We start from the raw sequence: 24,709 nt of genomic DNA on the forward strand, positions 1-24,709 counted from the left end.
GGAACTATTCATGTTACTTCTTTTGTTGCTGTGCCTTGGCTTCCAATACATTTTGGACGTATAAAGCTTCTGCTTTACAGCCATATTCATAATGTGTATCCAGCTTTTCCTGCAGGATTTCGATCTGTGCGATCTGCTCCTCGGAAGGCGGGTCATTAAGGATGCGGACCAATACTTCTTCCACACGTTTTGCCAAGTCCTGATGAAATTTGGGATCTGCTTTGATTTCTTCAGGGATCTTCTCATACCAAAGCGCTTTGGTCGTGATGTATTCACGCCAGCTCGCGTAAAATTGTTCGATATCGTACTTTTCTTCCGCCCAGCCGATATCGCTCATATATTGCTCGAACGACTGCGAAATGGAACGGGTAATACTGCTTTTTATATTTGGAGAAAGCTTTTTAAACATGCTCTTTTGTAACCTCCCACTGTATGCCGGTGATGGCAATCCAATGTTCATTGTATCAAATTTTCACTTCTATGCAAACCGTGAGTTTTTCGCTGATTCACTGCTCTTGCACAGGACCTAGGGCAAATGTGATTTCCGTTTCACATGCGACTTCACCGTCAACAGTGGCAATCGCTTTTCCTTTGCCGATTGTTCCGCGCAGACGAACAATTTCGACTTCAAGGCGTAGTGTATCGCCGGGTATTACTTGACGCTTGAACCGGCAATTATCGATGCCTGCAAAAAAAGCCAGACGTCCTTTGTTTGACTCCATTTTCAATAAAGCGACAGCACCGACCTGCGCGAGAGCTTCTACAATGAGAACGCCCGGCATGACCGGATAGCCTGGAAAATGACCGTTGAAGTACTCTTCATTGATGGTCACATTCTTCCGTCCTACAGCACGTTTGCCTTCTTCCAGTTCTTCGATGCGATCGACCAATAAAAATGGGTAGCGATGCGGGATAATTTCTTGAATCTGCTCTGCTGACAGCATAGGAAAACTCTCCTTTGTTCGAGTATGTCTCGTCCGTTACATTTTCATTCACAACAGTAGATAATGAAAAAACTATTTGCCATTCATTATATCAAAAATATGCTGCCATGTGTCTTTTTGGAAGACATCGCCTGCTGAACCGTCGCCTATGACGCTGAAGCCGATGATGGCGCCGAGCAGTGCGGCCAGGACCATAAGGGCAAGCAGGATCAGCAGGCGCAGCCAGATGGGGAACATGCGGATGCGCACCCATTTCAGTTCACCGGCCGGCACTTCCTGTTTTTCCGGATTTTCTTTCGGGCTTTTATTCGGCCATTTGGCTTTGATGCGCGCCCAGAAGTTTGCGTCTGATTCAACCTTTTTATGACGATCGTTTCGCGAAGGCTGATTCACTTTCGTTTCAGCGGCCTGCGGGATCTGCTTTTCAGTTGTACGATTTTCATCTGTCATAGTCAGTACTCCTATTGCACGCTTAGCGGATGCCATTTATTAGACCCAGCATTTGATCAGCCATCGTTACAGAACGTGCATTAAATTGATACGCACGCTGCGCAGAAATCATATCTGTCATTTCTTTTTCATAATTGACGTTGGATGCTTCAAGCGCCTTGTTCTGCAGGCCGATTTGACTGCGTCCGGCGCCTGTTAATTCTGTCAGTAAATCATTCGCCTGGATACCGAGTCCTGCAAGATCTGCAGGCATTCCGAAGTTCGTTGCAGAAAGCTGCACCATAGAATCAGGCTTTTCCAGTACCGTCACACCGAGCTCGAACGTCTGACTCCCGCCCGGCTGCGTCACTTCAAGCAAACCATTTGGATGGACGTGGTAATTCGTTGCTTGTCCTGAAAACATGATCGGGCGCCCGGCGCTGTCCGCCACAGGCAATCCCTCTTCATTGACGAGCATATTCTGGCCGTTATCCATCGGCGATACATAGAAATTCCCTTTACGAGAATAAATGATTTCTTCTCCGCCTTCACCCGGCTGAATCAAATTAAAATATTGTTTCGGTTCCGTCAGGGCAAAGTCCAGCTGGCGGTCCGTCACTTGCAGCGAACCGACTTTCCAGTTCATTTGAACACCGCCCAGCCGTGAGCCGGTTCCCATGCGTATACCTGCTTCAGAACGGCGGTCGGCACGGTCAGCTTTATCGTTATTCATCTGCTGGTAAAGCAGTTCTTGAAATTTAGCGTCAGTCGATTTATAGCCGTGTGTAGCGGAGTTTGACAAGTTATTTCCAATCATATCAAGCTTATGCTGCAGCTGGTTCATCGTGTTGACTGCTGTGGTCATTGTGCGAATCATAAAAAGCGGCTCCTCTCTTGCTTGGACAATCCATAATCAGCGAGCATCAGTTGACACGTCCGACTTCATTTACTGCTTTTTCCATGCTGCGGTCATAGGCCTGTAAAATCTTTTGATTGGCTTCAAATGCACGATATGCCGTCAGCATGTCAGTCATGGCGCGCGCTGCGTCCACATTGGAATCTTCCAGGAAGCCTTGCTGCATAGAGTAATTACCGCCCATCGGCAGCGCCTGTCCGTCCGGTGCCCGGAACAAACCGTTATCGAGTTTCGACAGCAGATCCGGCTCTGCGGAGTATGCTACACCGAGTGCAGCTGCCTGTCTGTCTCCCTCGAAAATGATGCCTTCTTCCGTAATACGGATATCATCGCCGGTAAGTTCAATGCGGTTGCCGGTTGCGTCCAGCACATACAGTCCGGACGGGTTTGTTAAGTAGCCTTCTGCACTGACAGTGAAATTTCCGTTCCGTGTGTAGTATTGTTCGCCATTCTCGCCTTCCAGCGTGAAAAATACCGTTCCGGCTACACCTGTCTCTTCATTGACATCCATCGGTCCGTCGATCAGTGCAACATCTGTCTTCAATTCTGTTTCCCGCAGCTGACCTTGGGCGAATAAAGGCAGAGTTTCTTGCATATAAACGCCGGTGGACAGTCCGCCTACCGGTGCAAGTCCTTTAAAATTCAATCCTTTTTCCGTCGGCACGCGCGCTGCATCGAGACGAGACATGAACATCTCAGGAAAAGCCCTGATTGTCGACTGCTCCGCTTTAAAACCAGGTGTATTGACGTTGGCCATATTGTTCGCAAGCATCTCCGTTCGGCGCTGCTGTGCGATCATGCCCGATCCTACCGTGTAAAAACCACGAAACATTCCATTTCACTCCTTTTATTCCGTTCTCGACTTCATTCGCTAGATGCGAAAGAATGATACTTCTTATTATACACTAATTTCCGGTAAAATGTCGTTATCTGCGTGAACGTGCGGCAGATTTCCCCACCGTCTCCAGCAGGACGCCTGTCCCGATAGCCACACAGTTCAGCGGGTTTTCTGAAATGAACACCGGCACTTTTAATTCTTCGGACAGCAGCATATCGATTCCATGAATCATCGCGCCGCCGCCAGTCAGGAACACACCGAGGTCGATGATGTCCGCAGACAGTTCAGGCGGTGTCTTTTCGAGTACGTTTTTTGCAGCCTGGACGATTAAGTTCACCGATTCTTGCAGCGCTTTGTTGATTTCTTCAGAAGTGATGGTCACGGTCTTCGGAAGCCCGGAAACCATATCACGTCCTCGGATATCAATTTTACTCGGCTTGGCTTTTTCAATGAACACCGTGCCGACTTCCTTTTTAATCTGCTCGGCAGTGCGGTCACCGATCAATAATTTATGCTGTTTTTTAATATGCTGGATGATGTCGTGATCGAACTGATCGCCTGCAGTGTTGATGGATTCCGACGATACGATGTCGCCCATCGATAAAACGGCTACATCCGTCGTGCCGCCGCCGATATCAATGACCATATTACCGGTCGGCTGGAAAATATCCATACCCGCGCCGATCGCTGCGACTTTCGGTTCTTCTTCCAGAAATACTTGCTTGCCGCCGGACTTTTCAGCTGCCTGGCGAATCGCTTTCTGCTCGACGCTTGTGATATTTGTCGGACAGCAAATTAAAATTCTAGGCTTGGATAAGAAACCTTTGACATTTAATTTATTAATAAAGTGACTGAGCATAGCTTCCGTCACATCAAAATCTGCAATGACGCCATCTTTCATTGGACGCACGACGACGATGTTCCCCGGCGTCCGCCCGACCATCTGGTACGCCTCATCCCCGACAGCCAGTACTTTTTTTGAGTTTTTTTCAATTGCCACAACCGCGGGCTCGTTGATGACAATGCCCTTCCCCTTCACATGAATCAATAAGTTGGCTGTTCCCAGGTCAATCCCTATATCTTTCGAAAACATCGCTGTCGCTTCCCCTTCCACCCTGTTTATATGTAGTATTCTAACTATGAATTGTATCATATTTCCTATTCGAATGTCATAGTTCGTTAGGATATTTATATTTATTGTCGGAAAATGCTGGAATTTGGGTTGGTGTATGAGCGTTTGCGGGGGGTGTATGATCACGGCGGTGCGCGGTATGATCACGCGGCAGCATGGCATGATCACGGGTCGTGGCGGAATGAGCGGCTGGCGCGTGGGTATGAGTGGTTGAGCCGATTCCATGATCATGGCGGTATGGACTTCATTCGAAATAACGTCTGCAGCTCAGCCACGCGCGCCAATACGCCGTCGAACCGCGCCAAAAAGGTCCAGTCGCGAACCAAAAACGCCTGCCGCCGCACCATTCGCGCTGTTTCAAATGAAATCAGCCCGGCTATGAGCGCGGAAGCAGTTCCAATGATCACGGCGGTACGCGGTATGATCACGCGACAGCCTGGTATGATCACAGATCGGGGCGGTATGAGCGGCTGGCGTGCGGCTATGAGCGGTTGAGCCGATTCCATGATCATCGCAGCAGGGACTTCATTCGAAATAATGTCAGCAGCTCAGCCACGCGCGCCAATACACCGTCGAACCGCGCCAAAAGGGTCCGGCCGCGAACCAAATACGCAGGCCACCGCACCATTCGCGTACTGCCGCGCGCGAAACGGCTCCGCCAACGCACCAAAACTGCCCCGGCGCGCACCATTCCCGCTGTTCCAAATGAAATCAGCCCGGCTATGAGCGCGGAAGCAGTTCCAATGATCACGGCGGTACGCGGTATGATCACGCGACAGCCTGGTATGATCACAGATCGGGGCGGAATGAGCGGCTGTCGTGTGGCTATGAGCGCTTGAGCTGATTCCATGATCATAGCGGCACGTATTTCATTCGAAATAACACCAGCGCGCCAGCCAAATGAATTACACACAAAAAAGAGACTTCACAAGAAATCACCCATCTGATTTCTCGCTCTGCCTCTCTCAAATTTTGCTTATTTAAAAGCTGTTGTCGCAACGATTGCTTTCTTCCAGCCTGCGTACAGCTCTTCTCTTTTTTCTTCCTTCATGTCCGGTTCAAATGCCCGGTCCAGACGCCAGTGTGATTCGATCTCGTCGCAGTTCTCCCAGAATCCTACGGCAAGCCCTGCCAAATAGGCGGCTCCGAGCGCTGTGGTTTCATTGATCGTTGAACGTTCTACCGGCACATTCAGCAGATCAGACTGGAATTGCATGAGGAAATTGTTGGATACAGCCCCGCCGTCCACGCGCAAGGTTTTCAATGAAATTCCGGAATCGGCTTCCATTGCGTCGAGTACGTCTTTTGTTTGATAGGCGAGTGATTCAAGCGTCGCCCGCACGAAATGATCTTTCGTTGTCCCGCGGCTTAAGCCAAAGACCGCGCCTTTGACGTCACTGTCCCAGTATGGAGTTCCGAGTCCGACAAATGCCGGGACCACATACACTCCGTCCGTTGAATCTACCCGTTTTGCATAGAGCTCACTTTCAGAAGCATTGCGGAACATCCGCATCCCGTCACGCAGCCATTGAATCGCGGATCCTGCCACGAAAATACTGCCTTCCAGCGCATATTCCACTTTACCGTCTATCCCCCAGGCGATTGTCGTCAACAGCCCGTGTTCCGAAGTTACGGCTTTTTCGCCTGTGTTCATTAACATGAAGCAGCCTGTGCCGTACGTATTTTTCACCATGCCGCTTTCAAAGCAGGCCTGGCCGAATAAAGCTGCCTGCTGGTCTCCTGCGATTCCCGCGATGGGCGCTTCGTGTCCGAAGAAATGCGCAGCATCAGTATGTGTATATACTTCGGATGATTGGCAGACTTTCGGCAGCATGGACGCCGGTACATCTAAAATCTCAAGCAGCTCCTCATCCCATTTCAAGTCGTGAATATTGTACATGAGTGTTCTCGACGCATTGGAATAATCCGTCACATGCGCTTTGCCGCCAGACAGCTTCCAGATGATCCACGTGTCGATTGTGCCGAACAGCAAGTCGCCGTTTTCTGCCCGTTCACGCGCGCCCTCCACGTTATCAAGAATCCATTTTACTTTCGTTCCGGAGAAATACGCATCGATCAGCAGGCCGGTTTTATTGCGGAATAATTCATTGTAACCGTTTTCTTTCAATTCCTCGCAAATATCTGCTGTTTGGCGTGATTGCCAGACAATCGCGTGATACACCGGGTTTCCGGTATGTTTATCCCAGACAACCGTCGTTTCGCGCTGATTCGTTATTCCGATTGCTTCAATTTGATTGGCATGAATATTCTTTTCAGAAATCACAGCAGCGATGACAGAGAGAATGGAACTCCAGATTTCATCCGCATTATGTTCCACCCAGCCGGATTTCGGAAAATACTGTGTAAATTCCTGTTGCGCTGTATGGTAGATTTCACCTTTCGAATCAAACAAAATAGCCCGTGAACTAGTGGTTCCCTGATCAAGCGCCAAAATATATTTTTCTGTCATTCTCAATTCCTCCAATACCTAGTTGTTTTTCATTATACACGTTCTTGCTCCGTTTCTGCTTCTGTCGCACTCGTTAACTGATAGACTGGCACAGGTTCATTGCGCACGGTAAATTGTGCAGCCAGCAGAACCGCTAAAACAATCGCGCCGACAATCCAGAAAGCCAGACTGTTTTCCCTTATGAAAAACTGACGGTAGAATAAGGCACCAAATGCACCGCCGAGTACCGGACCGACGATCGGAATCCAGGCATAGCCCCAATCGGAAGTTCCTTTGCCTGAAATGGGAAGGAAGAAATGCGCAATCCGCGGACCGAGGTCACGTGCCGGATTGATCGCGTAGCCAGTCGTTCCGCCGAGCGAAACGCCGATTGCGATGATGAGTGCACCGACAATGAGAGGATTCAGTCCCTCTGTGAATTCATTCGCACCGATTGACAGCAGGCCGAGCAGCAAGACGAATGTACCGATGATTTCACTTGTCAGATTGGACAGCGGATGACGGATAGCCGGACTCGTTGCAAATACCGCCAGCTTTGCCTCTTTGTCCTCTGTTTCCTTCCAGTGCGGTAAATATTGCAGATAGACGATGACGGCTCCCGCAATCGCTCCAAGCATTTGCGCAACGATGTACATTGGCACATCTGCCCAGGCAAAATCCCCAATTGTTGCCAGACCGACTGTGACGGCAGGATTCAAGTGCGCCCCGCTGACACCTCCAACTGCGTATACCCCCATGGCGACTGCAAGCCCCCAGCCCACTGTAATCACGATCCAGCCTGCGCCTTCCGCTTTTGACTTCTTCATTACCACACCGCCGACTACTCCCCCGCCAAAGATAATCAAAATCATCGTGCCAATCAATTCCCCAACAAATGGTGTCATCTTCTTTCTCCTCCCTATTGTTTTTTGTGATTGAGAACAAGAAAAAGCCCACAATTAAATCCCTGCGCAAGGCAAGAAAGTAATTGTGGGCTCCTGTACTCAACCACGTTTATGAACTTATCACTAAGTATATCTTCGATGGAATTGTCTGTCAATAGGAATTTCCGAAATCCGCATTATTAGTGAACATTTCCCATAGCGCATGATCCGAAGTAGTCACCGCCACCGCGCCTGCACTGAGCGCATCGTCGATATGTTTCTTCGTGCGGATCAAGCCGCCGTTAATAATCGGAATGCCTGTTTGTTCCTGCACTTCTTCGATAAGTTCCGGAATAACCCCCGGCAGCATTTCAATGAAATCAGGCGCTGTCTGCTTGATCAGTGAATAGCTTTTTTCGAGCGCAATCGTATCAAGCAAGAACATGCGCTGGATCGCAATGATTCCCTTCGCCTTGGCTTTTGCGATCATATTCGAGCGTGTAGAGATGATGCCGGCAGGCCGAATATCATTGCAAAGGAAGTCTGCAGCAAAGTTATCCGTCTTCAAGCCCTGGATCAAATCAGCGTGGATGATCAGTTTCTTGCATCGCTTGTCCGCCTCGTGCTTCAACGTCTTTACATTGCTGATATGCACTTCCAGCAGGACAATGTATTCAAACGGGCTTGCCAGCAGCCTTTCAAACTGTTTTGCCGTTCGCGCTGCCGGCAGGATTTTCTGGTTGTGAAAAGGCATGTTTTTGCGCTCTCCTCTCACTGCTTTTTTCTATACTGTCAAACCACAGTCGTAGCTTTCCTGATTTCCTCATTCAATTCCTCTTCGTACTGTGTGCGCTGGTCCCCGGACCACTTCAAAATAGCGGCCATTTCATTGAGCACATCCGTCTTCCCTGCCCGCACATTGGCGATATGGAAATACAGATCGCCCGTCCGGCGCACGAAAAAATCCGTCGGTTTCACGGCCATTTCCTGTTCGATCGCATAGCGCAGTTTCACGTACAGTATGCGGGGCATGTCTGTCGCCGGCTCATACGGAATCGCAAATACTTTATCCACATTCGAGCCGTAGAGCGCCGCCAGATGACGGCTTTCGCGTTCTGTGAAACCTGCCGCCTGTCCGCGTTCGACCGCCTGGCGAATGAAACGCTGGTAGTTGGATGATCCGCCGATGTCACCGCCGGAAATCGGGAAATGCTTCGTGATGCTGCGCGGGAATTTACGTCCCGTTTCATTGGACAGCTGACGCACGACTTTGTTGACGACAGTCTCTGCCATTTTACGATATCCGGTCAGTTTTCCGCCAGCAATCGTAATAAGCCCTTTTTCCGATTCCCAAATTTCGTCTTTACGGGAGATTTCCGAAGGGCCCTTGCCATCCTCATGAACGAGCGGGCGCACACCTGCCCAGCTGGACTCGACGTCCATTGCCGTGATGTCTACTTTTGGGAACATATAACGGATTGCATCGAGAATATACGCACGGTCTGCTTCGGTAATTTGCATTTCATTCGGATCGCCTTCATAAAATGTATCGGTCGTGCCGACATAGGTCTTCCCTTCACGCGGTATGGCAAAAATCATCCGCTTGTCCGGCGTGTCGAAGTAGATCGCCTGTTTCAGCGGGAACACGGAATGGTCGAATACGAGATGGATGCCTTTTGACAGAATCAAATGCTTGCCCGATGTGGTGCCGTCCAGATCCTTCACTTCATCCACCCACGGGCCCGCCGCATTGATGACTTTTTTCGCCTGGATCGTCAGTTTTTTATTCGAAGTCATGTCCTGTACGTGCACGCCGTCGATTTTCTGCACGTCATCATAGGTGAAGCCCGCCGCCTTCGCATAATTCAAGATGACCGCGCCTTTTTCCGCCGCCGCTTTCATCACCTCAATCGTCAGTCGCGCATCATCCGTCCGGTACTCTACGTACATCCCGCTGCCCTGCAGGCCATCTTTTTTCACTAACGGCGCCTGCTTGATTGTCTGTCCGACGTTCAGCATCGTTCTGCGCTCGGATTTTTTTACGCCTGCCAGGAAATCATAGACCTGCAGGCCGATCGCTGTCGAGAAACTGCCGAACGTCCCGCCTTTATGAAACGGCAGCAGCATGCGTTCAGGTGTCGTGACATGCGGGCCGTTTTCATAGACGATGGCCCGTTCTTTGCCGAGCTCCGCCACTTCCTTAATTTCAAACTGCTTCAGATAGCGCAATCCCCCGTGCACAAGCTTTGTCGAGCGGCTGGACGTGCCGGAAGCGAAATCCTGCATCTCAATCAGCGCCGTCTTCAAACCGCGCGTAACGGCATCCAGTGCAATCCCTGCCCCTGTAATACCGCCCCCGATTACCACTACGTCAAATAACTCTGAATCCAACCGATCCATTATTTCTTCGCGCTTCATTGCTGAAAATGTAGTCATGCTGCTCTCTCCTTTTAATATATTCTTTTAATCAATCACGCCTCGGAGTGATTGCGTCTGGATTTTGAATCGTGCTTGCACGATTCAAAATCCATGACATCCGCCGGAGGCTTTTTTATCTGTATACAGATAAAAAAGAGACCTCAAAAGAACGATTGCACTCGACAATCACTCTTTGAGGTCTCTCAATAACTCAAACCAGAAATATTAACTTGTCTGTATTGTATCAAGCCGGCGAATAGATTACAAGTAATGGGACTCTTCACTTGGCATCCGCCTTCTGCGCGGGGATTTCATTTTTCCATTTTTGACGGGTCGCCTCTCCTCCGCGCAGGTGGCGGATTGATTTATGGTAAGCAAGGATTTCTGCGACTTGCTCCGACAGTCCCGGATCGACGTTCGGCAGCCGCTCGGTCAAATCTTTATGCACCGTGCTTTTTGAGTAGCCGGTGGCACTGGCCAGCGCGCGCACGGTCAGTTTCGTTTCGATCAGCAGCTTTCCGAGACGTACGCAACGCCTTCTAATTTGCTCGTGCACGCCCTCTTCCTTTCTCTCTTCACTCTTCACTCCTTTAGGTACTGTATTGTATGCGTTCTCTTCCGAACATATGAAAAAGCCATTCCGGGGGGGCTGGAATGGCTCAGGAAATTCAGTATTAAAATGCTAGGTAGCTGTGCGGATTGACTGCTTTGCCTTCTTGATGGACCTCGAATTGCAAATGAACGCCCGCTTCCGGATTCCATTCATTCTGCGTTGTCACTGCGAGTACTTGTCCTTGCTGGACTTCATCGCCCTCTTTGACGAGAACGCCTGTCAATGAACCGTAGACTGTCGTCATGCCGTCTGCGTGCTTGATCTTGACTTCCGTGCCTTTGAACGAATCCACAATGACTTCTTCAACCGTTCCGCTCATGGCTGCAACTGCTTCGAACGGCTGTCCGTCCATTGAAATGGCCAGGCCATTGCTTGTGACATACGTCTGTTTAAAAACGAGCAATGCTTTTTCGCGTGTAGCTTCATCTGCTGAAGGATCATAAAACTCTTGTAAAATAGCGACTTGGTCCAGCTGGTCTTCATGGAATGGATACTTCAGTGTTTCTTTGTCCGCGTTCGTTTCCACCGTGACATCTTTATTCGGCTGATCGATCTTCGCCACATCGGATGTTGCCACTTCATCTTTGCCTGTCATAGCGGAGTATCCCCATACCATGCCGACAAATAAAAGCGCGACTCCCGTATAAATGGCAGGCCAGAACCAGCCGTTTTTTGCTTTTTTGCTATCCTGAGAAGGGATCTTTGGTTTTTCTTCTCTCATTGTCATCACCTCACTTGCATTCTTTGCAAGTTACGGGGATTTTAAACATTCGTCTCCTGATAAATTTATTTTTTGTATGCGTGTCCCTGTATAATAGTGGGAAATTATCTGTTCCGCGGTCCAGCCCTTCTGCGCAAATGCTTCCGCACCGTACTGGCTCATCCCGACGCCATGCCCGTAGCCAAGCGTTGTAATATGAACAATTTGATTATTCACGTCATAGGCAATATTGAAATCCGTCGACGCCAAATTAAGTTTCTCCCGGATCTGCCGCCCGCTCGCTTCATACTGGCCGGACATAATTTTCTGAACCCGGCCTGTTGGATTCCTCACGAGCTGCAGCTCCCGGAATTCATTGGCATCCCAGTTCAATTGAAGCTTGCGGTTCCATTCCGTCAGCGTCATCTGCAATTTACGCTCGACTTCAGGCGCCACGTCCTCCTCCCCCGGACTCTCTACGCTTTGCAAGTACTCTACAGGATTGCCGCTGAAGTTCTGCGCAGCTTCCGTCTGGCCGTTAGATGTAGAGAAGAACATCGCGGAGATGATTTCCTCGCCGTGAACAACAATGTCCCCCCTCGTCGATTCGGCAGCTGCCCGGATCTTTTTCTCATTCTGCTTAAACGACTTCCCCCAGCGTTCCTTGCGCTCAGCTTCTGTCCGGTACACTTGCGCCGACACATCCTTCGCAATCGGCTTCTTTCCTTTATCCGTATTGCGCGCCGCATAGGTACGCGCGGCAATCACCTGGGCCTTCAGCGCTTCCTCATGGAAATCAGCCGGCATCTCACCAGCGACAACTCCCACCACATACTCTTCCAATGAAAGCGGCTCGTCCACCCCGGTGACCGTAATCATAATCTCGCACGTCTTCTCCTTTCGCTGTTCTGCCAGCTTCAGCTCTGGCGCTTGTTTTAGCAGGATCGGAATAAAAAATAAAGTTAGAATGATGAATAAAAGGAGTAGTTTTTTGTACATACTGGACTATATGCAGCGAAGTGGAAGTTTATGAAGAAGGATTTTAGTGGAAGGGATTGCGTTATGGAAGGGGAACTCAGGCTGCATTGCGGGGGACTCGCGGGCGCTTTCGGGGAACTCCAGCGACTTTACGGAGAACTCGCACACTTCCGGAGAACTCAAGACAATTTGCGGGAGACTCGCACACACTTTCGGGGAACTCAAGACACTTTGCGGGAGACTCGCACACGCTTTCGGAGAGCTCAAGCGACTTTGCGGAGGACTCGCACACTTCCGGAGAACTCAAGACAATTTGCGGGGAACTCGCACACGCTTTCGGGAAGCTCAAGCGACTTTGCGGAGGACTCGCACACTTCCGGAGAACTCAAGACAATTTGCGGGGAACTCGTACACGCTTTCGGGAAACTCCAGCGACTTTGCGGAGGACTCGCACACTTCGGGAGAACTCAAGACACTTTGCGGGGGACTCGCACACACTTTCGGGGAACTCCAGCGACTTTACGGAGGACTCGCACACTTTCGGAGAACTCAACACTTTGCGGGGGACTCGCACACACTTTCGGGGAACTCAGGCGACTTTACGGAGAACTCGCACACTTCCGGAGAACTCAAGACAATTTGCGGGGAACTCGCACACGCTTTCGGGGAGCTCAAGCGACTTTACGGAGGGCTCGCACACTTCCGGAAAACTCAATACACTTTGCGGGGAACTCGTACACGCTTTCGGGAAACTCAAGACGAATTGCAGGCAATACATACCACCCGTCAGCTGCTGCAAACAAAAAAACCACGAACAATGAATGTCCATGGTTTTGATCGATTATACGAGTTGTGTTGCTTCGGTAACTTCCTGTTCAGATGAGACGCGTGTAATATCGGCACCCAGTGCTTTGAGCTTTTTGTCGAAGTCAACATAGCCGCGGTCTAGATGAATGAGTTCAGTAACACGAGTGACCCCTTCTGCAACGAGGCCGGCTAAGATTAATGATGCAGCGGCACGTAAATCAGTTGCTGCGACTTCAGCTCCCTGAATCTTGGATGGTCCTGATACGATTACAGAGCGTCCTTCAATCTTTACGTCAGCATTCATACGGCGGAATTCCTCCACATGCATGAAGCGGTTTTCAAATACGGTTTCCGTCAATACACCTGTACCTGTTGCCGTCAGCATCAATGCCATCATTTGTGACTGCATATCAGTAGGGAATCCTGGATGCGGCATCGTCTTCAAATCGACTGCCTTTAATGGATGTTTCGCTGTAACTCGAACTCCTTCATCCAATTCCGTTACCACTACGCCCATTTCCGTCATCTTGGAAATCAAAGCAGTGGAGTGTTCAGGCACTGCGTTTTCAATGACGATATCTCCACCAGTGATCGCGGCTGCCACCATGAATGTTCCTGCTTCAATACGGTCCGGAATAATGTGGTGGACAGAAGCATAAAGTGTAGAGACACCTTCGATACGGATATTGTCTGTACCGGCGCCGACTACTTTACCGCCCATTTCATTAATGAAGTTCGCCAAGTCCACGATCTCCGGTTCTTTTGCAGCGTTCTCGATCACAGTGGTACCTTCAGCCAATGCAGCAGCCGTCATGATATTTTCCGTCGCGCCGACGCTTGGGAAATCCAAGTAAATCTTTGCGCCCTTCAAACGTCCGTCAACTTTTGCTTCTACATGACCATGTCCAAAAGTGATTTCAGCCCCCATCGCTTCGAAACCTTTTAAGTGCTGGTCAATCGGTCTTGAACCAATCGCACAGCCGCCAGGCAATGCAACTCGGGCAAATCCGTTACGCGCCAATAAAGGCCCCATTACTAAGATGGATGCTCTCATTTTACGTACAAACTCAAATTGCGCTTCATCCGCCAGTTTTCCTTGAGAGTCGATGATCACTTCATTGTTCTCCGGGTTATGCGTAATTTTCGCGTTCAAGCTTTTAAGTACCTCATTGATTGTCCGAACATCAGACAAGTTTGGCACATCACGAATCACGTTTACCCCTTCAGATGCCAATAAAGCAGCTGCTAAGATCGGCAGTACCGCATTCTTCGCACCTTCTACACGCACGTTCCCTTGTAAAGTCCGTCCGCCGTTAATAATAATTTTTTCCACCACTAGCCCCTCCGAGTCAAGTTTATCCTTCGCCCACATCTTATTATCATCAATAAACATTTCTGTTGTTATATTCATCACATATCCATTCAGTAAATTCACACATAAAACACATTCTATTGTACCCCGTAAAACTTTACTAGACAAGTAACTTCAGGCGCAGTTTTTGAGTATTTCATACGTAACCTAGTATATGTGGCTTTTTGACACAATGTGTATATTACAAGCGATGTAATATTGGACATATTTATCGTAATACCCTAGTTTAAAAGACTGTACACACTTTTCGACAAATTAATTTACGCCTGGCGTGCAGTTTGTATATTGTGTGGCATGTTAAGAGTTAGAAGCAATTGGTTTGCAGTGGGGATTTGCACAGATCAACGGTATCCCATCCACAACCCATTTACATAACCAAAACACTTAAGGTTTTAACTTCTTTCAGCCGGAGTTTGAACTCCGGCTGCAATCCCAGAGCACTTCAGCTGAAGGAAGTCAAAACCAGGTCGCCCATCTTCCTGACCAATAGGATATGTCTAAAAAGAAATTTGATACGGTCGAACCAATTGCAATACTTAGCAAAATAAACAAAAGCTGTGTTTGGAAGACGCGGTTTTTACGGATGATTGCCTGAGTTAAGATCGCCTGCAATGCATAAAAACTAATCCCAATGAAAAAAATATGCGATACGATCGCGAGCAATGGATTACTGCCGAGTGAACTCATTTTCCAGGCTCCTTTCAAGAAATTTGTGCGTTTTGGTGCGCTTCAGTCCTCTTTTGGTGCGTTTGATACAGACTTTGGTTCGGCTGAATCTCACTTTGGTGCGCGCGGCGTCTGTTTTGGTTCGTTCGAGGACGTTTTTCGCGCGTTCCCGTGCACTTTTGGCGCGCTTGTGCAGTTTCAGACCGATTCGCCGGCTGCCTGCGATGCCGAGATACTAAAAACGGGCGAACAGAAACAAAGTCTGTCCGCCCTCATACTGCTATTTATACACGCTGCTCATACACTTGCATACGGTTAATGGCACGTTTCAAATCAAGCTCAGCTAAACGCAGGTCCAGACTGTCGGTTTTTGTTTTCAGGTCGGATTCTGCTTTCTCTGCTGCTTTCTTTGCGCGTGCAATGTCAATGGACTCAGCCATTTCAGCACTTTGCGCCAATACAGTAACCACTTCAGGACGAACCTCGATGAAACCTCCGTGGACTGCGACAGTTTCTGTCTTGCCGTCTGTTTTCAGGCGAAGTGCTCCAATTTGAAGCGGTGCTACCATTGCGATGTGGCCGGGAAGTACCCCGATCTCACCAGCTTCAGTAACTGCAATCACCATGTTCGCATCCATTTCACAAACAGGGCCGTCGGGAGTGACGATATTCACTTTGATTTTACTCATTTTTTTCCCTCCTGGTCCCTATTCTTAGACTTCGACACCCATGCCTTTTGCTTTTTCGATAACTTCTTCAATGCGTCCGACTAAACGGAATGCATCTTCAGGAAGGTGGTCGTACTTACCTTCCAGAATTTCAGCGAAGCCTTTAATCGTTTCAGCAACTGGAACATAAGAACCTTTTTGTCCTGTAAACTGTTCAGCTACGTGGAAGTTCTGTGATAAGAAGAACTGAATACGGCGAGCACGGTCAACAATCTGCTTGTCATCTTCATCCAACTCATCCATACCCAGAATCGCGATGATATCCTGCAATTCACGGTATCGCTGAAGCGTAGTCTGTACTTCACGTGCTACACGGTAGTGTTCAGGTCCGACAATTTCAGCACTTAATGCGCGTGAAGAAGAAGCAAGCGGATCTACTGCTGGGTAGATACCCATCTCAGAAAGCTTACGCTCCAAGTTCGTTGTCGCATCCAAGTGAGCAAACGTTGTTGCCGGTGCTGGATCCGTATAGTCATCCGCTGGTACATAGATCGCTTGGATCGATGTAACGGAACCTTTATTTGTAGAAGTGATTCGTTCTTGTAACTGACCCATTTCTGTAGCCAATGTCGGCTGGTAACCAACCGCAGACGGCATACGTCCAAGAAGTGCAGAAACTTCAGAACCTGCTTGTGTAAAGCGGAAAATATTATCGATGAACAATAGAACGTCTTGTCCCTGCTCATCACGGAAGTGCTCAGCCATTGTCAATCCGGAAAGTGCAACACGCATACGTGCGCCAGGCGGCTCGTTCATTTGACCGAAGACCATTGCCGTTTTCTTGATAACGCCAGAGTCCGTCATTTCAAAGAACAAGTCATTTCCTTCACGCGTACGCTCACCAACACCAGCGAATACCGAAATACCGCCGTGCTCTTGAGCAATGTTGTTGATCAATTCCTGAATCAGAACTGTTTTACCTACACCGGCACCACCGAAGAGGCCGATTTTACCACCCTTGATGTATGGTGCAAGCAAGTCAACTACTTTGATTCCAGTTTCCAGAATTTCAACTTCTGTGGAAAGGAATTCAAACGTTGGTGCTGAACGGTGAATCGGGTCACGTTGTGAATCAGCCGGAACTGGTTCAGCTAGGTCGATCTCCTCGCCTAGTACGTTAAATACACGTCCGAGTGTAATGTCACCGACTGGAACAGAAATAGGTGCACCTGTATCTACTACGGGCGTACCGCGTTTCAGACCATCTGTCGAGGACATCGCAATCGTACGAACCGCATCGTCTCCAAGGTGAAGTGCCACCTCAAGAGTCAACACTTCAACTACGCCATTCGCGCGGTCGATATTAACCTTCAATGCGTTATAGATCGCAGGAAGCTGTCCGCCTTCGAACTTAACGTCTACAACCGGACCCATAACCTGAAGAATATGTCCATTACTCATGCTTTTCCCTCCTGTCTTACTTACCTTCAAATGATTTATTCGAGTGCTGCTACGCCGGCTACGATTTCAGTAATTTCTTGAGTGATCGCTGCTTGACGTGCACGGTTAAATTGTAATGTTAACGAATCGATTAGTTCAGACGCATTGTCTGTCGCCGTCTTCATCGCTGTCATACTGGAAGCATGTTCGCTCGCCTTTCCATCCAACACTGCTCCATATATGAGACTCTCCGTATATTGAGGGAGAAGTGTTTCGAGAATCGCTTCCGCAGAAGGCTCGAACTCATATGATGAAGATGCTGATACGGATGAAATATCTGTGAGCGGAAGCAATTTACGTTCAGTTGCTTCGTTAGAGATGGCGGAGATGAAGTGGTTGTAATACAAGTACACTTCATCGTAAACGCCTTCTGTGAACATGCCAACAGCCCGATTCGCGATATCTTTTACTTCTTCAAAACGAGGGTGATCTGAAAGTCCGATTAAGCTTTCTTCAATCCGGTATTCCAGACGACTGAAGTATTCAAAGCCTTTACGGCCGATTGGGATAATGACCACTTCATCTTTCGACTTATGGCGCTGTTCAATTGCACGGCTGACTGCACGGAAAATATGCGCGTTATATCCGCCTACGAGTCCACGGTCGGAAGTGACTACGATGTACGCAGTTTTCTTGACGGGACGTGCAGTAAGCAATGGATGTCCTGAATCTTTCGTTACGGCTGCTATGGCACTGACCACTTCTTCAACTTTATCCATGTAAGGCACGAATTTCTTCGCGTTAATCTCAGCACGGTTCAGTTTAGAGGCAGAGACCATTTGCATCGCTTTCGTGATCTGGCTCGTCTTTTTCGTTGAAGCAATACGGCTTTCTATCTCGCGTAAGGACGCCACTGGCTATTCACCACCTTTATTTTAAGATCAATTCAAGAATACTGCGTTGATTTACGCTTCTGAAGTTACGAAGTTTTTCTTGAAGTCGTTGAACGCTGCGCTCATTACGTCATCCGCTGGAAGATCTTTTGTTGTACGGATATGATCATAAACTTCCGTGTGGTTTGATTCTAACCAGCTAGTGATTTCAGCTTCAAAACGCAATACGTCTTTTACTGGAATACTGTCGAGATATCCACGTGTCAGTGCATAAAGGCTGACAACCTGGTATTCGACTTTCAACGGTTTATTCAAGTCCTGCTTCAAAAGTTCAACTGTACGCTGACCGCGGTCAAGTTTCGCTCTTGTAGACGGATCAAGAGATGAACCGAATTGTGAGAATGCCTCTAGTTCACGGAATGCTGCAAGGTCCAAACGAAGTGTACCTGCAACCTTCTTCATCGCTTTAATTTGCGCCGATCCACCAACTCGGGAAACGGATAGACCTGCGTTGATAGCAGGACGTACGCCTGAGAAGAATAGGTCGGACTGAAGGAAGATCTGTCCGTCTGTGATAGAGATTACGTTCGTCGGAATATAAGCGGAGATATCTCCAGCCTGTGTTTCAACGAATGGAAGTGCAGTAATAGAACCTGCTCCTAATGAGTCATTCAATTTTGCAGCACGTTCAAGTAAACGGCTGTGCAAGTAGAAGACATCCCCTGGATATGCTTCACGGCCCGGAGGACGACGAAGTAGAAGGGAAAGTTCACGGTAAGCTGCAGCTTGTTTTGATAGATCATCATAAACAATTAGTACGTGCTTGCCGTCGAACATGAATTCTTCTGCCATTGAAATACCTGTGTATGGTGCAAGGTAAAGCATTGGAGACGGGCTTGAAGCAGATGCTGTAACAACAATTGTGTAATCAAGAGCACCATTGCGGCGAAGAGTTTCAACAACTCCACGAACAGTGGATTCTTTTTGTCCAATTGCTACATAGATACAGATCATGTTCTGGTCTGCCTGGTTTAGGATCGCATCAATCGCAACAGTAGTTTTACCTGTTTGACGGTCACCGATGATTAATTCACGCTGTCCACGGCCGATTGGAACTAGAGCGTCAATCGCTTTGATTCCTGTTTGCAGTGGTTCGTGAACTGATTTACGCGCCATAACCCCTTGTGCAGGGCTTTCGATAGGGCGTGTTTTTGTTGTGTTGATCGGACCTAATCCGTCAACTGGCTGTCCAAGTGAATTGACGACACGGCCGATCAATTCTTCTCCGACTGGTACTTCCATAATACGACCTGTACGACGAACTTCATCGCCTTCTTTAATGTCTGTGTATGGTCCTAGGATAACGATACCTACGTTGTTCGCTTCCAAGTTTTGTGCCAGACCCATTACACCGGTAGAGAACTCAAGAAGTTCCCCCGCCATGACATTGTCGAGGCCATGAGCAAGTGCGATACCGTCACCTACACGGATTACAGTACCTACTTCACTTACTTCCATTTCAGACTGATAATTTTCGATCTGCTGTTTAATCAGACCGCTAATTTCCTCAGCTTTGATGCCCATGTATGTCACCCCTCTTAATTCAAATTAATTGATTAATTGACGCTCAAGACGCGCTAATTTAGCACTAATGCTGCTGTCGATAATCTGGTTGCCGATTTGAAGGCGGATGCCTCCGATTAGGCTTGGGTCAATTAAGTTTTCGATATGCAGTGCCTGCTTCCCTACTTTGTGCGCAAAGGCAGTAGAGATGGCATTGCTTTCTTCAACTGTTAACGGACGAGTAGAGTATACTTTCGCTTCGGCAACTCCGGAAGCTGCATTCGCAATTTCCTGGTAGTCTTCGATCACGTTCACTGCTTCTCCAATACGTCCTGCATCGACCAGCACATATAGTGTGTTCAATACAAGCGGATTCGCACCGTTGAAAAATTGCCCAATTAATTCTTTTTTCTTTTGGATAGAGAATTTAGGAGTGCTTAGCATCTCACTTAATCCTTTTTCCTCTTTAAATACTTTATGAAGCTCTTTCAAGTCTGTTTGCACAGCCAGAGCCTGTTGCTTTTCTTGCGCAGCTTCAAACAATGCAACGGCATAGCGTCTTGCGACTACCGATTGGCTCATTGTCCTTCCCCTGCCTTCACAATCGTTTCTTCGATCAATGCGCGGTTATCTTCCTCAGAAATTTCTTTTCCAAGAACTTTAGACGCAGCCAAGATAGATAGAGATACGAATTCTTCGCGAACCGCTGCCACAGCTTTCTCTTTTTCTGTTGCGATTTCGAGAGTTGCTGCTTCTTTCATCCGGTTTACTTCAGCGCGTGCAGCCGTAATCAGCTCTTCACGTTGAGTGTCACCCGATTTCTTTGCGTTTTCGACGATAGCTTGTGCGTTGTCGCGTGCTTCTTTTAGCAAAGCGCGCTGCTCTTCAAGAAGCTTTGCAGATTCTTGACGGCTTTTTTCGGCTTGTTCGATCTCCGTGGCGATTAATTGCGCCCGTTGATCCATTACACCCATTAACGGACCCCATGCAAACTTCTTTAGAAGTACCATGAGAATCGTGAAAAATACGACAGTGACGATGATGTCACCTAAGTTGAGTCGCTGGTTCAAACTAGCTAAAAATCCTGCGTCAGCGTTTGCTGATAAGAGGACGAAGGTATCCAACACGATTGTTTCACTCCCTTCAAGAGCTCATGACTCTTTCGTTTCTGTCTTCCGCGTGTTTGGCAGAAGTATTCTATGTTCAGGTTATTCATATGTTGTTCCACATAAAGCAATGGCGAAGACCCATACTACGTGCTTCGCCATATGTTGCAAAATTATTTGTTCATTACGATAAACGCAATAACAGTTGCGATGATTGGAAGTGCCTCAACCAATGCAACACCGATGAACATAGTTGTTTGTAGAACGCCGCGTGCCTCTGGCTGACGAGCGATCCCTTCAACTGTCTTAGAAACGATCAAACCGTTACCGATACCTGCGCCAAGTGCACCTAGACCAACTGCTAGTGCTGCTGCTAATAAACCCATAGTGTATTTCCTCCTAATATTTGTGTAGTTTTGGTTTCCCTAAAATAGGGTATTTCTATGTTTAGTGGTCTGTGCTGACTTTGTGAGCCATATAGACCATCGTTAACATAACAAAGATAAATGCTTGGATCGCCCCGATGAACACGGAGAAACCTAGCCAAGCGAGTGCTGGGATCACAGCTCCGACTAAGCCGAAGACGCTGGATGCACCAAGTGTTGCAAGCAAACCGATTAAGATTTCACCTGCGAAAATGTTTCCGTAAAGACGAAGACCGAGTGTCAGCGTATTTGCGAATTCCTCAATAACTTTCAGAGGTGCCAAGAAAGGTATCGGCTGGAAGTATTGTTTGAAATAACCTCCAAGTCCAAGTTGTTTAATACCATAGAAATGCGTTAACGCCACAACTGTAGAAGCGAGGGTTAACGTGATAACTGGATCGGCTGTCGGTGATTTCCACCAAAGTTCGTGATCCCAACTGATTGAGAATGGAAGTCCGAGCATATTTGCCACGAAGACAAACATAATCAAGGTAATTCCGAGCACGTGGAAGCGGCCTCCCGTTTTCCAGTCCATGTTATTTTTAATGATGCCTTTGACGAAGTCCATAATCCATTCCATGAAGTTCTGCATGCCCGTTGGTTTCATTTGAAGCCGGCGAGTGGATGCAACTGCAATCAGGAAGACGATCAGACACGTCACAAACAACATCAATATATTCGAAGGGTTGAACCCGATTCCGAATAAAACAAAATGTGGATTTTCATGATTCACGTTTTTGTTCACCTCCCCTTGCTAGTAAAGTGTTAATGCTCTCTATAGAACAGCAGTCGATCAGTGAACAGCAATACATAAGGCACCATTAACCCGATTACTGTGCTGATCAGATTGAACTCTTCCGGCAGAGACAGTGCAATGGCTGCCGCCGCTACACCCGATGCAAAACGTAAGCCCATGCCTAATGACTTCGCACGCTTTTCCTCCGTAATGGCCCGGTCAAACCGTTCCATCCGTCGAACTAAAATCCAAAAGTTGTACATGCCGAAAAGTGAACCTAAGATGAGTCCCGCGAAGATTGTCCGGTAGTCCAAAAAGAACCAGCCGAGTCCAAACAATGCAAGCAAAAAAAAGAAGCTCTTCTTCTGCCTTGTGAAAATTTCCTGCATACTTTGCATTGTCGGTGATTCTCCTATTTCGTATTTGGATTCCAGCAGCGTTGTTGAAGAGTTGAGCAGATTTTTCGACGAGTGTCGAAAAAAATGAGACTTTGTCGCTTACATCATTTTGACCGACATAGATTCCTTGCATTGGAATCTCGAAATTGTAAGTGAAGCGCCTTTTATTGTTCACCAGGTAGCGTTGCTTTGTGTAAAGCAGACAAAGAGGCTAACAGGCGTTCATATCAGTAAGAATTGAAAGCGTGAAAACATCATTTCTGTACTCAAGATATGTATGTGTCTCTTATCAATCTTACCCTTTGCTAGCATACAATAGGGGGTTTTTTATGTCAATTGATTCAAGGGAATTTATTCACAATGTGTTCTCATTGTCAAACATTCGACATATTTGTTTTGTCCTTTTGGGGTTGTATTTTTTTGACGTTTACCCCGGTGTGTTTTTGGCGATTTTTCAGATAATCGACAGATACGAATCGCAATTGGTATGTTGATATAATATGCAGTTCGGGATTTAGAACAAAGACGTGCTCCCAACGCTTCGCTTTTGCTCGCAAAAGCCGTTCTTCGTTACGGCTCTTGCTCCAACCGGGGACGCTTTCCGGAGGGCCCGCGGTGAGCCAAGCGAACAGCGAAGGGTTCGCTTTGCCGTATTTCTGCGCTCTTTGCAGAAATTAAGGCAATACAGGGTTCCTTATGCCACCTTCTCTCGCTGCGCTCCCTCAAGTTGTCTCACCTGTCGGGCTGATCCTCCCGGAGTCGCCACCCGACGCTCCAATCCCTAATTTGTATAATGAAATACTAAGTGTTGACCATTTAATTTAACAAGCTGATTGATTATTATTCTTTGAAATAAGTTCAGTGTTCATAATGAGTCTAAATCACTCGCTATAAATTAGTTAAGGTGACATGCAATTTTATATACTATGTGACCCTGCATACTTCTTAGATTTTAGAATAGTATAAGGAACTTACCCGCTATTTATACAAACAAGGTAGGATTGAAGCGGAAGACAGGGTGACTCCGGGAGGATCAGCCCGATAGGATGAGACAACTAAAGGGAGCGAAGCGACTAGTTGGCTCACCGAGGGCCCTCCGGAAAGCACCCTGTCTGTAGCGAAAATCCCAACCACCACACAAAGTCATCCTTTTATCTAACTAAATCAAAACAGCAGACTGCTTTACACTGCAGTCTGCTGTTTGCTTCTTATATAGAAGATAAGTATTTCAATAATGACTCGACGATGCGTTCGGAAGCGTGTCCGTCGCCGTATGGATTATGGGCTTTGGACATTCTTTCGTATTCATCATCATCGGACAGCAGCGTGTCGGTCAGGTTGAAGATCGTGTCCTCATCTGTTCCCGCTAGCCGCAGTGTTCCAGCTTCGATACCTTCCGGGCGCTCGGTCGTGTCTCGCAGGACAATAACGGGTTTCCCTAAAGATGGTGCTTCTTCTTGGACGCCGCCAGAGTCTGTAAGGATAATATGCGAACGCGCTGCGAAGTTGTGGAAATCCAGAACTTCCAGCGGCTCGATTAAATGAACGCGGTCATTGTTGCCGAGCAATTCATCCGCCACTTCACGCACGGCCGGATTCATATGCACAGGGTAAATCACCTGGATGTCATCATACTTATCGAGCAGTCGGTTGATCGCGCGGAACATATTGCGCATCGGCTCACCAAGGTTTTCGCGGCGGTGTGCTGTCAGCAAAATCAGGCGGTCGTTTCCCAATTGATCGAACATCGGATGGTAATAGTCCGGATCCACGGTTGTTTGCAGCGCATCGATCGCCGTATTTCCTGTAATGAAAATACTTTCTTCATTTTTTCCTTCATTCAGCAGATTCTGTGCTGATTTTTCAGTCGGCGAAAAATGCAGATCCGCGATAACGCCTGTCAGCTGGCGGTTCATCTCTTCGGGATACGGTGAATATTTATTCCACGTACGCAATCCCGCTTCGACATGACCGACAGCGATTTGATTGTAAAATGCGGCAAGACTGCCAATGAAAGTTGTCGCCGTGTCGCCGTGTACGAGCACGATGTCAGGCCTCGCTTCTTTCATGATTTTATCGAGACCTTCTAAACCGCGTGTTGCCACATCGATCAGCGTCTGTCGTTCCTTCATGATATTCAAATCAAAATCAGGTTTGATCTTGAACGTTTCGAGCACCTGATCGAGCATTTCGCGGTGCTGCGCTGTAACGGTCACGATCGATTCGATTTGCTCTGGATGCTTTTCGAGTTCAAGCACAAGCGGCGCCATTTTAATGGCTTCCGGTCTTGTCCCGAAAATCGTCATCACTTTCCACTTTTTAGTCAATGAATGG

Annotated in this window: 25 protein-coding genes; all 25 read right to left on the reverse strand. The window is 47.9% G+C overall.

Annotated elements, in window-relative coordinates; all coding sequences use genetic code 11:
• Positions 1–13: 13 nt before the first annotated feature.
• The 25 genes from NCCP2331_RS11885 to wecB all read right to left on the reverse strand — a co-directional run bounded on the left by NCCP2331_RS11885 (position 14) and on the right by wecB (position 24,702).
• On the reverse strand, positions 14–409 hold the full coding sequence (locus NCCP2331_RS11885) for a hypothetical protein (RefSeq protein ID WP_228550988.1): 396 nt from the start codon (positions 407–409) through the stop codon (positions 14–16).
• A gap of 97 nt (positions 410–506) precedes the next feature.
• Entirely contained in the window at positions 507–944 is a 438-nt protein-coding gene (gene fabZ, locus NCCP2331_RS11890; protein ID WP_251670963.1) for a 3-hydroxyacyl-ACP dehydratase FabZ, read from the reverse strand.
• Positions 945–1,016: 72 nt separating this feature from the next.
• Positions 1,017–1,394 carry a DNA-directed RNA polymerase subunit beta gene (locus tag NCCP2331_RS11895; protein ID WP_251670965.1) on the reverse strand — a complete coding sequence of 126 codons (378 nt, stop codon included), beginning with the start codon at positions 1,392–1,394 and terminating at the stop codon, positions 1,017–1,019.
• 22 nt (positions 1,395–1,416) lie between these two features.
• Positions 1,417–2,250: a flagellar hook-basal body protein gene (locus NCCP2331_RS11900; RefSeq protein WP_251670967.1), complete on the reverse strand. Its 834-nt coding sequence runs from the start codon at positions 2,248–2,250 to the stop codon at positions 1,417–1,419.
• A 46-nt stretch (positions 2,251–2,296) separates the two neighbouring features.
• On the reverse strand, positions 2,297–3,121 hold the full coding sequence (locus tag NCCP2331_RS11905) for a flagellar hook-basal body protein (RefSeq protein WP_153720862.1): 825 nt from the start codon (positions 3,119–3,121) through the stop codon (positions 2,297–2,299).
• Between the two features lie 94 nt (positions 3,122–3,215).
• Entirely contained in the window at positions 3,216–4,220 is a 1,005-nt protein-coding gene (gene mreB / locus NCCP2331_RS11910; protein WP_153720969.1) for a rod shape-determining protein MreB, read from the reverse strand.
• Positions 4,221–5,235: 1,015 nt separating this feature from the next.
• Positions 5,236–6,729, reverse strand: a complete 1,494-nt coding sequence (gene glpK / locus NCCP2331_RS11915; protein ID WP_251670973.1) for a glycerol kinase GlpK — start codon at positions 6,727–6,729, stop codon at positions 5,236–5,238.
• Positions 6,730–6,761: 32 nt separating this feature from the next.
• On the reverse strand, positions 6,762–7,613 hold the full coding sequence (locus NCCP2331_RS11920) for an MIP/aquaporin family protein (protein ID WP_251670976.1): 852 nt from the start codon (positions 7,611–7,613) through the stop codon (positions 6,762–6,764).
• A 151-nt stretch (positions 7,614–7,764) separates the two neighbouring features.
• Positions 7,765–8,346: a glycerol-3-phosphate responsive antiterminator gene (locus NCCP2331_RS11925; protein ID WP_251670978.1), complete on the reverse strand. Its 582-nt coding sequence runs from the start codon at positions 8,344–8,346 to the stop codon at positions 7,765–7,767.
• Between the two features lie 38 nt (positions 8,347–8,384).
• Complete coding sequence (locus tag NCCP2331_RS11930; RefSeq protein WP_251670980.1) at positions 8,385–10,028, reverse strand: glycerol-3-phosphate dehydrogenase/oxidase; 1,644 nt, start codon at positions 10,026–10,028, stop codon at positions 8,385–8,387.
• Positions 10,029–10,290: 262 nt separating this feature from the next.
• The gene (locus NCCP2331_RS11935; protein WP_153720858.1) at positions 10,291–10,566 is read right to left on the reverse strand and encodes a sporulation transcriptional regulator SpoIIID; all 276 of its coding nucleotides are present in this window, start codon (positions 10,564–10,566) and stop codon (positions 10,291–10,293) included.
• A 118-nt stretch (positions 10,567–10,684) separates the two neighbouring features.
• The gene (locus NCCP2331_RS11940; RefSeq protein WP_309296373.1) at positions 10,685–11,344 is read right to left on the reverse strand and encodes a M23 family metallopeptidase; all 660 of its coding nucleotides are present in this window, start codon (positions 11,342–11,344) and stop codon (positions 10,685–10,687) included.
• 30 nt (positions 11,345–11,374) lie between these two features.
• Positions 11,375–12,322: a stage II sporulation protein D gene (spoIID, locus tag NCCP2331_RS11945; RefSeq protein ID WP_251670982.1), complete on the reverse strand. Its 948-nt coding sequence runs from the start codon at positions 12,320–12,322 to the stop codon at positions 11,375–11,377.
• Between the two features lie 820 nt (positions 12,323–13,142).
• Positions 13,143–14,441 (reverse strand): UDP-N-acetylglucosamine 1-carboxyvinyltransferase, encoded by a 1,299-nt coding sequence (gene murA, locus NCCP2331_RS11950; protein WP_153720856.1) that lies wholly within the window; start codon positions 14,439–14,441, stop codon positions 13,143–13,145.
• Positions 14,442–14,936: 495 nt separating this feature from the next.
• Positions 14,937–15,167 carry a DUF1146 family protein gene (locus NCCP2331_RS11955; RefSeq protein WP_153720855.1) on the reverse strand — a complete coding sequence of 77 codons (231 nt, stop codon included), beginning with the start codon at positions 15,165–15,167 and terminating at the stop codon, positions 14,937–14,939.
• A 263-nt stretch (positions 15,168–15,430) separates the two neighbouring features.
• Entirely contained in the window at positions 15,431–15,835 is a 405-nt protein-coding gene (locus NCCP2331_RS11960) for a F0F1 ATP synthase subunit epsilon (RefSeq protein WP_251670984.1), read from the reverse strand.
• Between the two features lie 24 nt (positions 15,836–15,859).
• Positions 15,860–17,275 carry a F0F1 ATP synthase subunit beta gene (gene atpD, locus NCCP2331_RS11965; RefSeq protein ID WP_251670986.1) on the reverse strand — a complete coding sequence of 472 codons (1,416 nt, stop codon included), beginning with the start codon at positions 17,273–17,275 and terminating at the stop codon, positions 15,860–15,862.
• A gap of 35 nt (positions 17,276–17,310) precedes the next feature.
• Positions 17,311–18,168 carry an ATP synthase F1 subunit gamma gene (gene atpG, locus NCCP2331_RS11970; protein WP_153720852.1) on the reverse strand — a complete coding sequence of 286 codons (858 nt, stop codon included), beginning with the start codon at positions 18,166–18,168 and terminating at the stop codon, positions 17,311–17,313.
• Positions 18,169–18,219: 51 nt separating this feature from the next.
• A complete protein-coding gene (gene atpA, locus NCCP2331_RS11975; RefSeq protein ID WP_251670988.1) occupies positions 18,220–19,731 on the reverse strand; it encodes a F0F1 ATP synthase subunit alpha in 1,512 nt (503 codons plus the stop codon).
• Between the two features lie 24 nt (positions 19,732–19,755).
• On the reverse strand, positions 19,756–20,292 hold the full coding sequence (locus tag NCCP2331_RS11980) for a F0F1 ATP synthase subunit delta (RefSeq protein WP_251670990.1): 537 nt from the start codon (positions 20,290–20,292) through the stop codon (positions 19,756–19,758).
• Positions 20,289–20,780, reverse strand: coding sequence for a F0F1 ATP synthase subunit B (gene atpF / locus NCCP2331_RS11985; protein WP_264879256.1), 492 nt, complete (start codon positions 20,778–20,780; stop codon positions 20,289–20,291). The genes NCCP2331_RS11980 and atpF overlap by 4 nt, the downstream gene beginning before the upstream one ends.
• A 209-nt stretch (positions 20,781–20,989) precedes the next feature.
• Entirely contained in the window at positions 20,990–21,202 is a 213-nt protein-coding gene (atpE, locus tag NCCP2331_RS11990) for a F0F1 ATP synthase subunit C (RefSeq protein ID WP_009766206.1), read from the reverse strand.
• A 61-nt stretch (positions 21,203–21,263) separates the two neighbouring features.
• Entirely contained in the window at positions 21,264–21,974 is a 711-nt protein-coding gene (atpB, locus tag NCCP2331_RS11995) for a F0F1 ATP synthase subunit A (protein WP_153720848.1), read from the reverse strand.
• A gap of 32 nt (positions 21,975–22,006) precedes the next feature.
• Entirely contained in the window at positions 22,007–22,375 is a 369-nt protein-coding gene (locus tag NCCP2331_RS12000; protein WP_153720967.1) for an ATP synthase subunit I, read from the reverse strand.
• A gap of 1,208 nt (positions 22,376–23,583) precedes the next feature.
• Positions 23,584–24,702 (reverse strand): non-hydrolyzing UDP-N-acetylglucosamine 2-epimerase, encoded by a 1,119-nt coding sequence (wecB, locus tag NCCP2331_RS12005; RefSeq protein ID WP_251670992.1) that lies wholly within the window; start codon positions 24,700–24,702, stop codon positions 23,584–23,586.
• Between the last annotated feature and the right edge of the window lie 7 nt (positions 24,703–24,709).

It is taken from the genome of Sporosarcina sp. NCCP-2331, from assembly GCF_023707945.1.
Classification (GTDB): domain Bacteria; phylum Bacillota; class Bacilli; order Bacillales_A; family Planococcaceae; genus Sporosarcina; species Sporosarcina cascadiensis.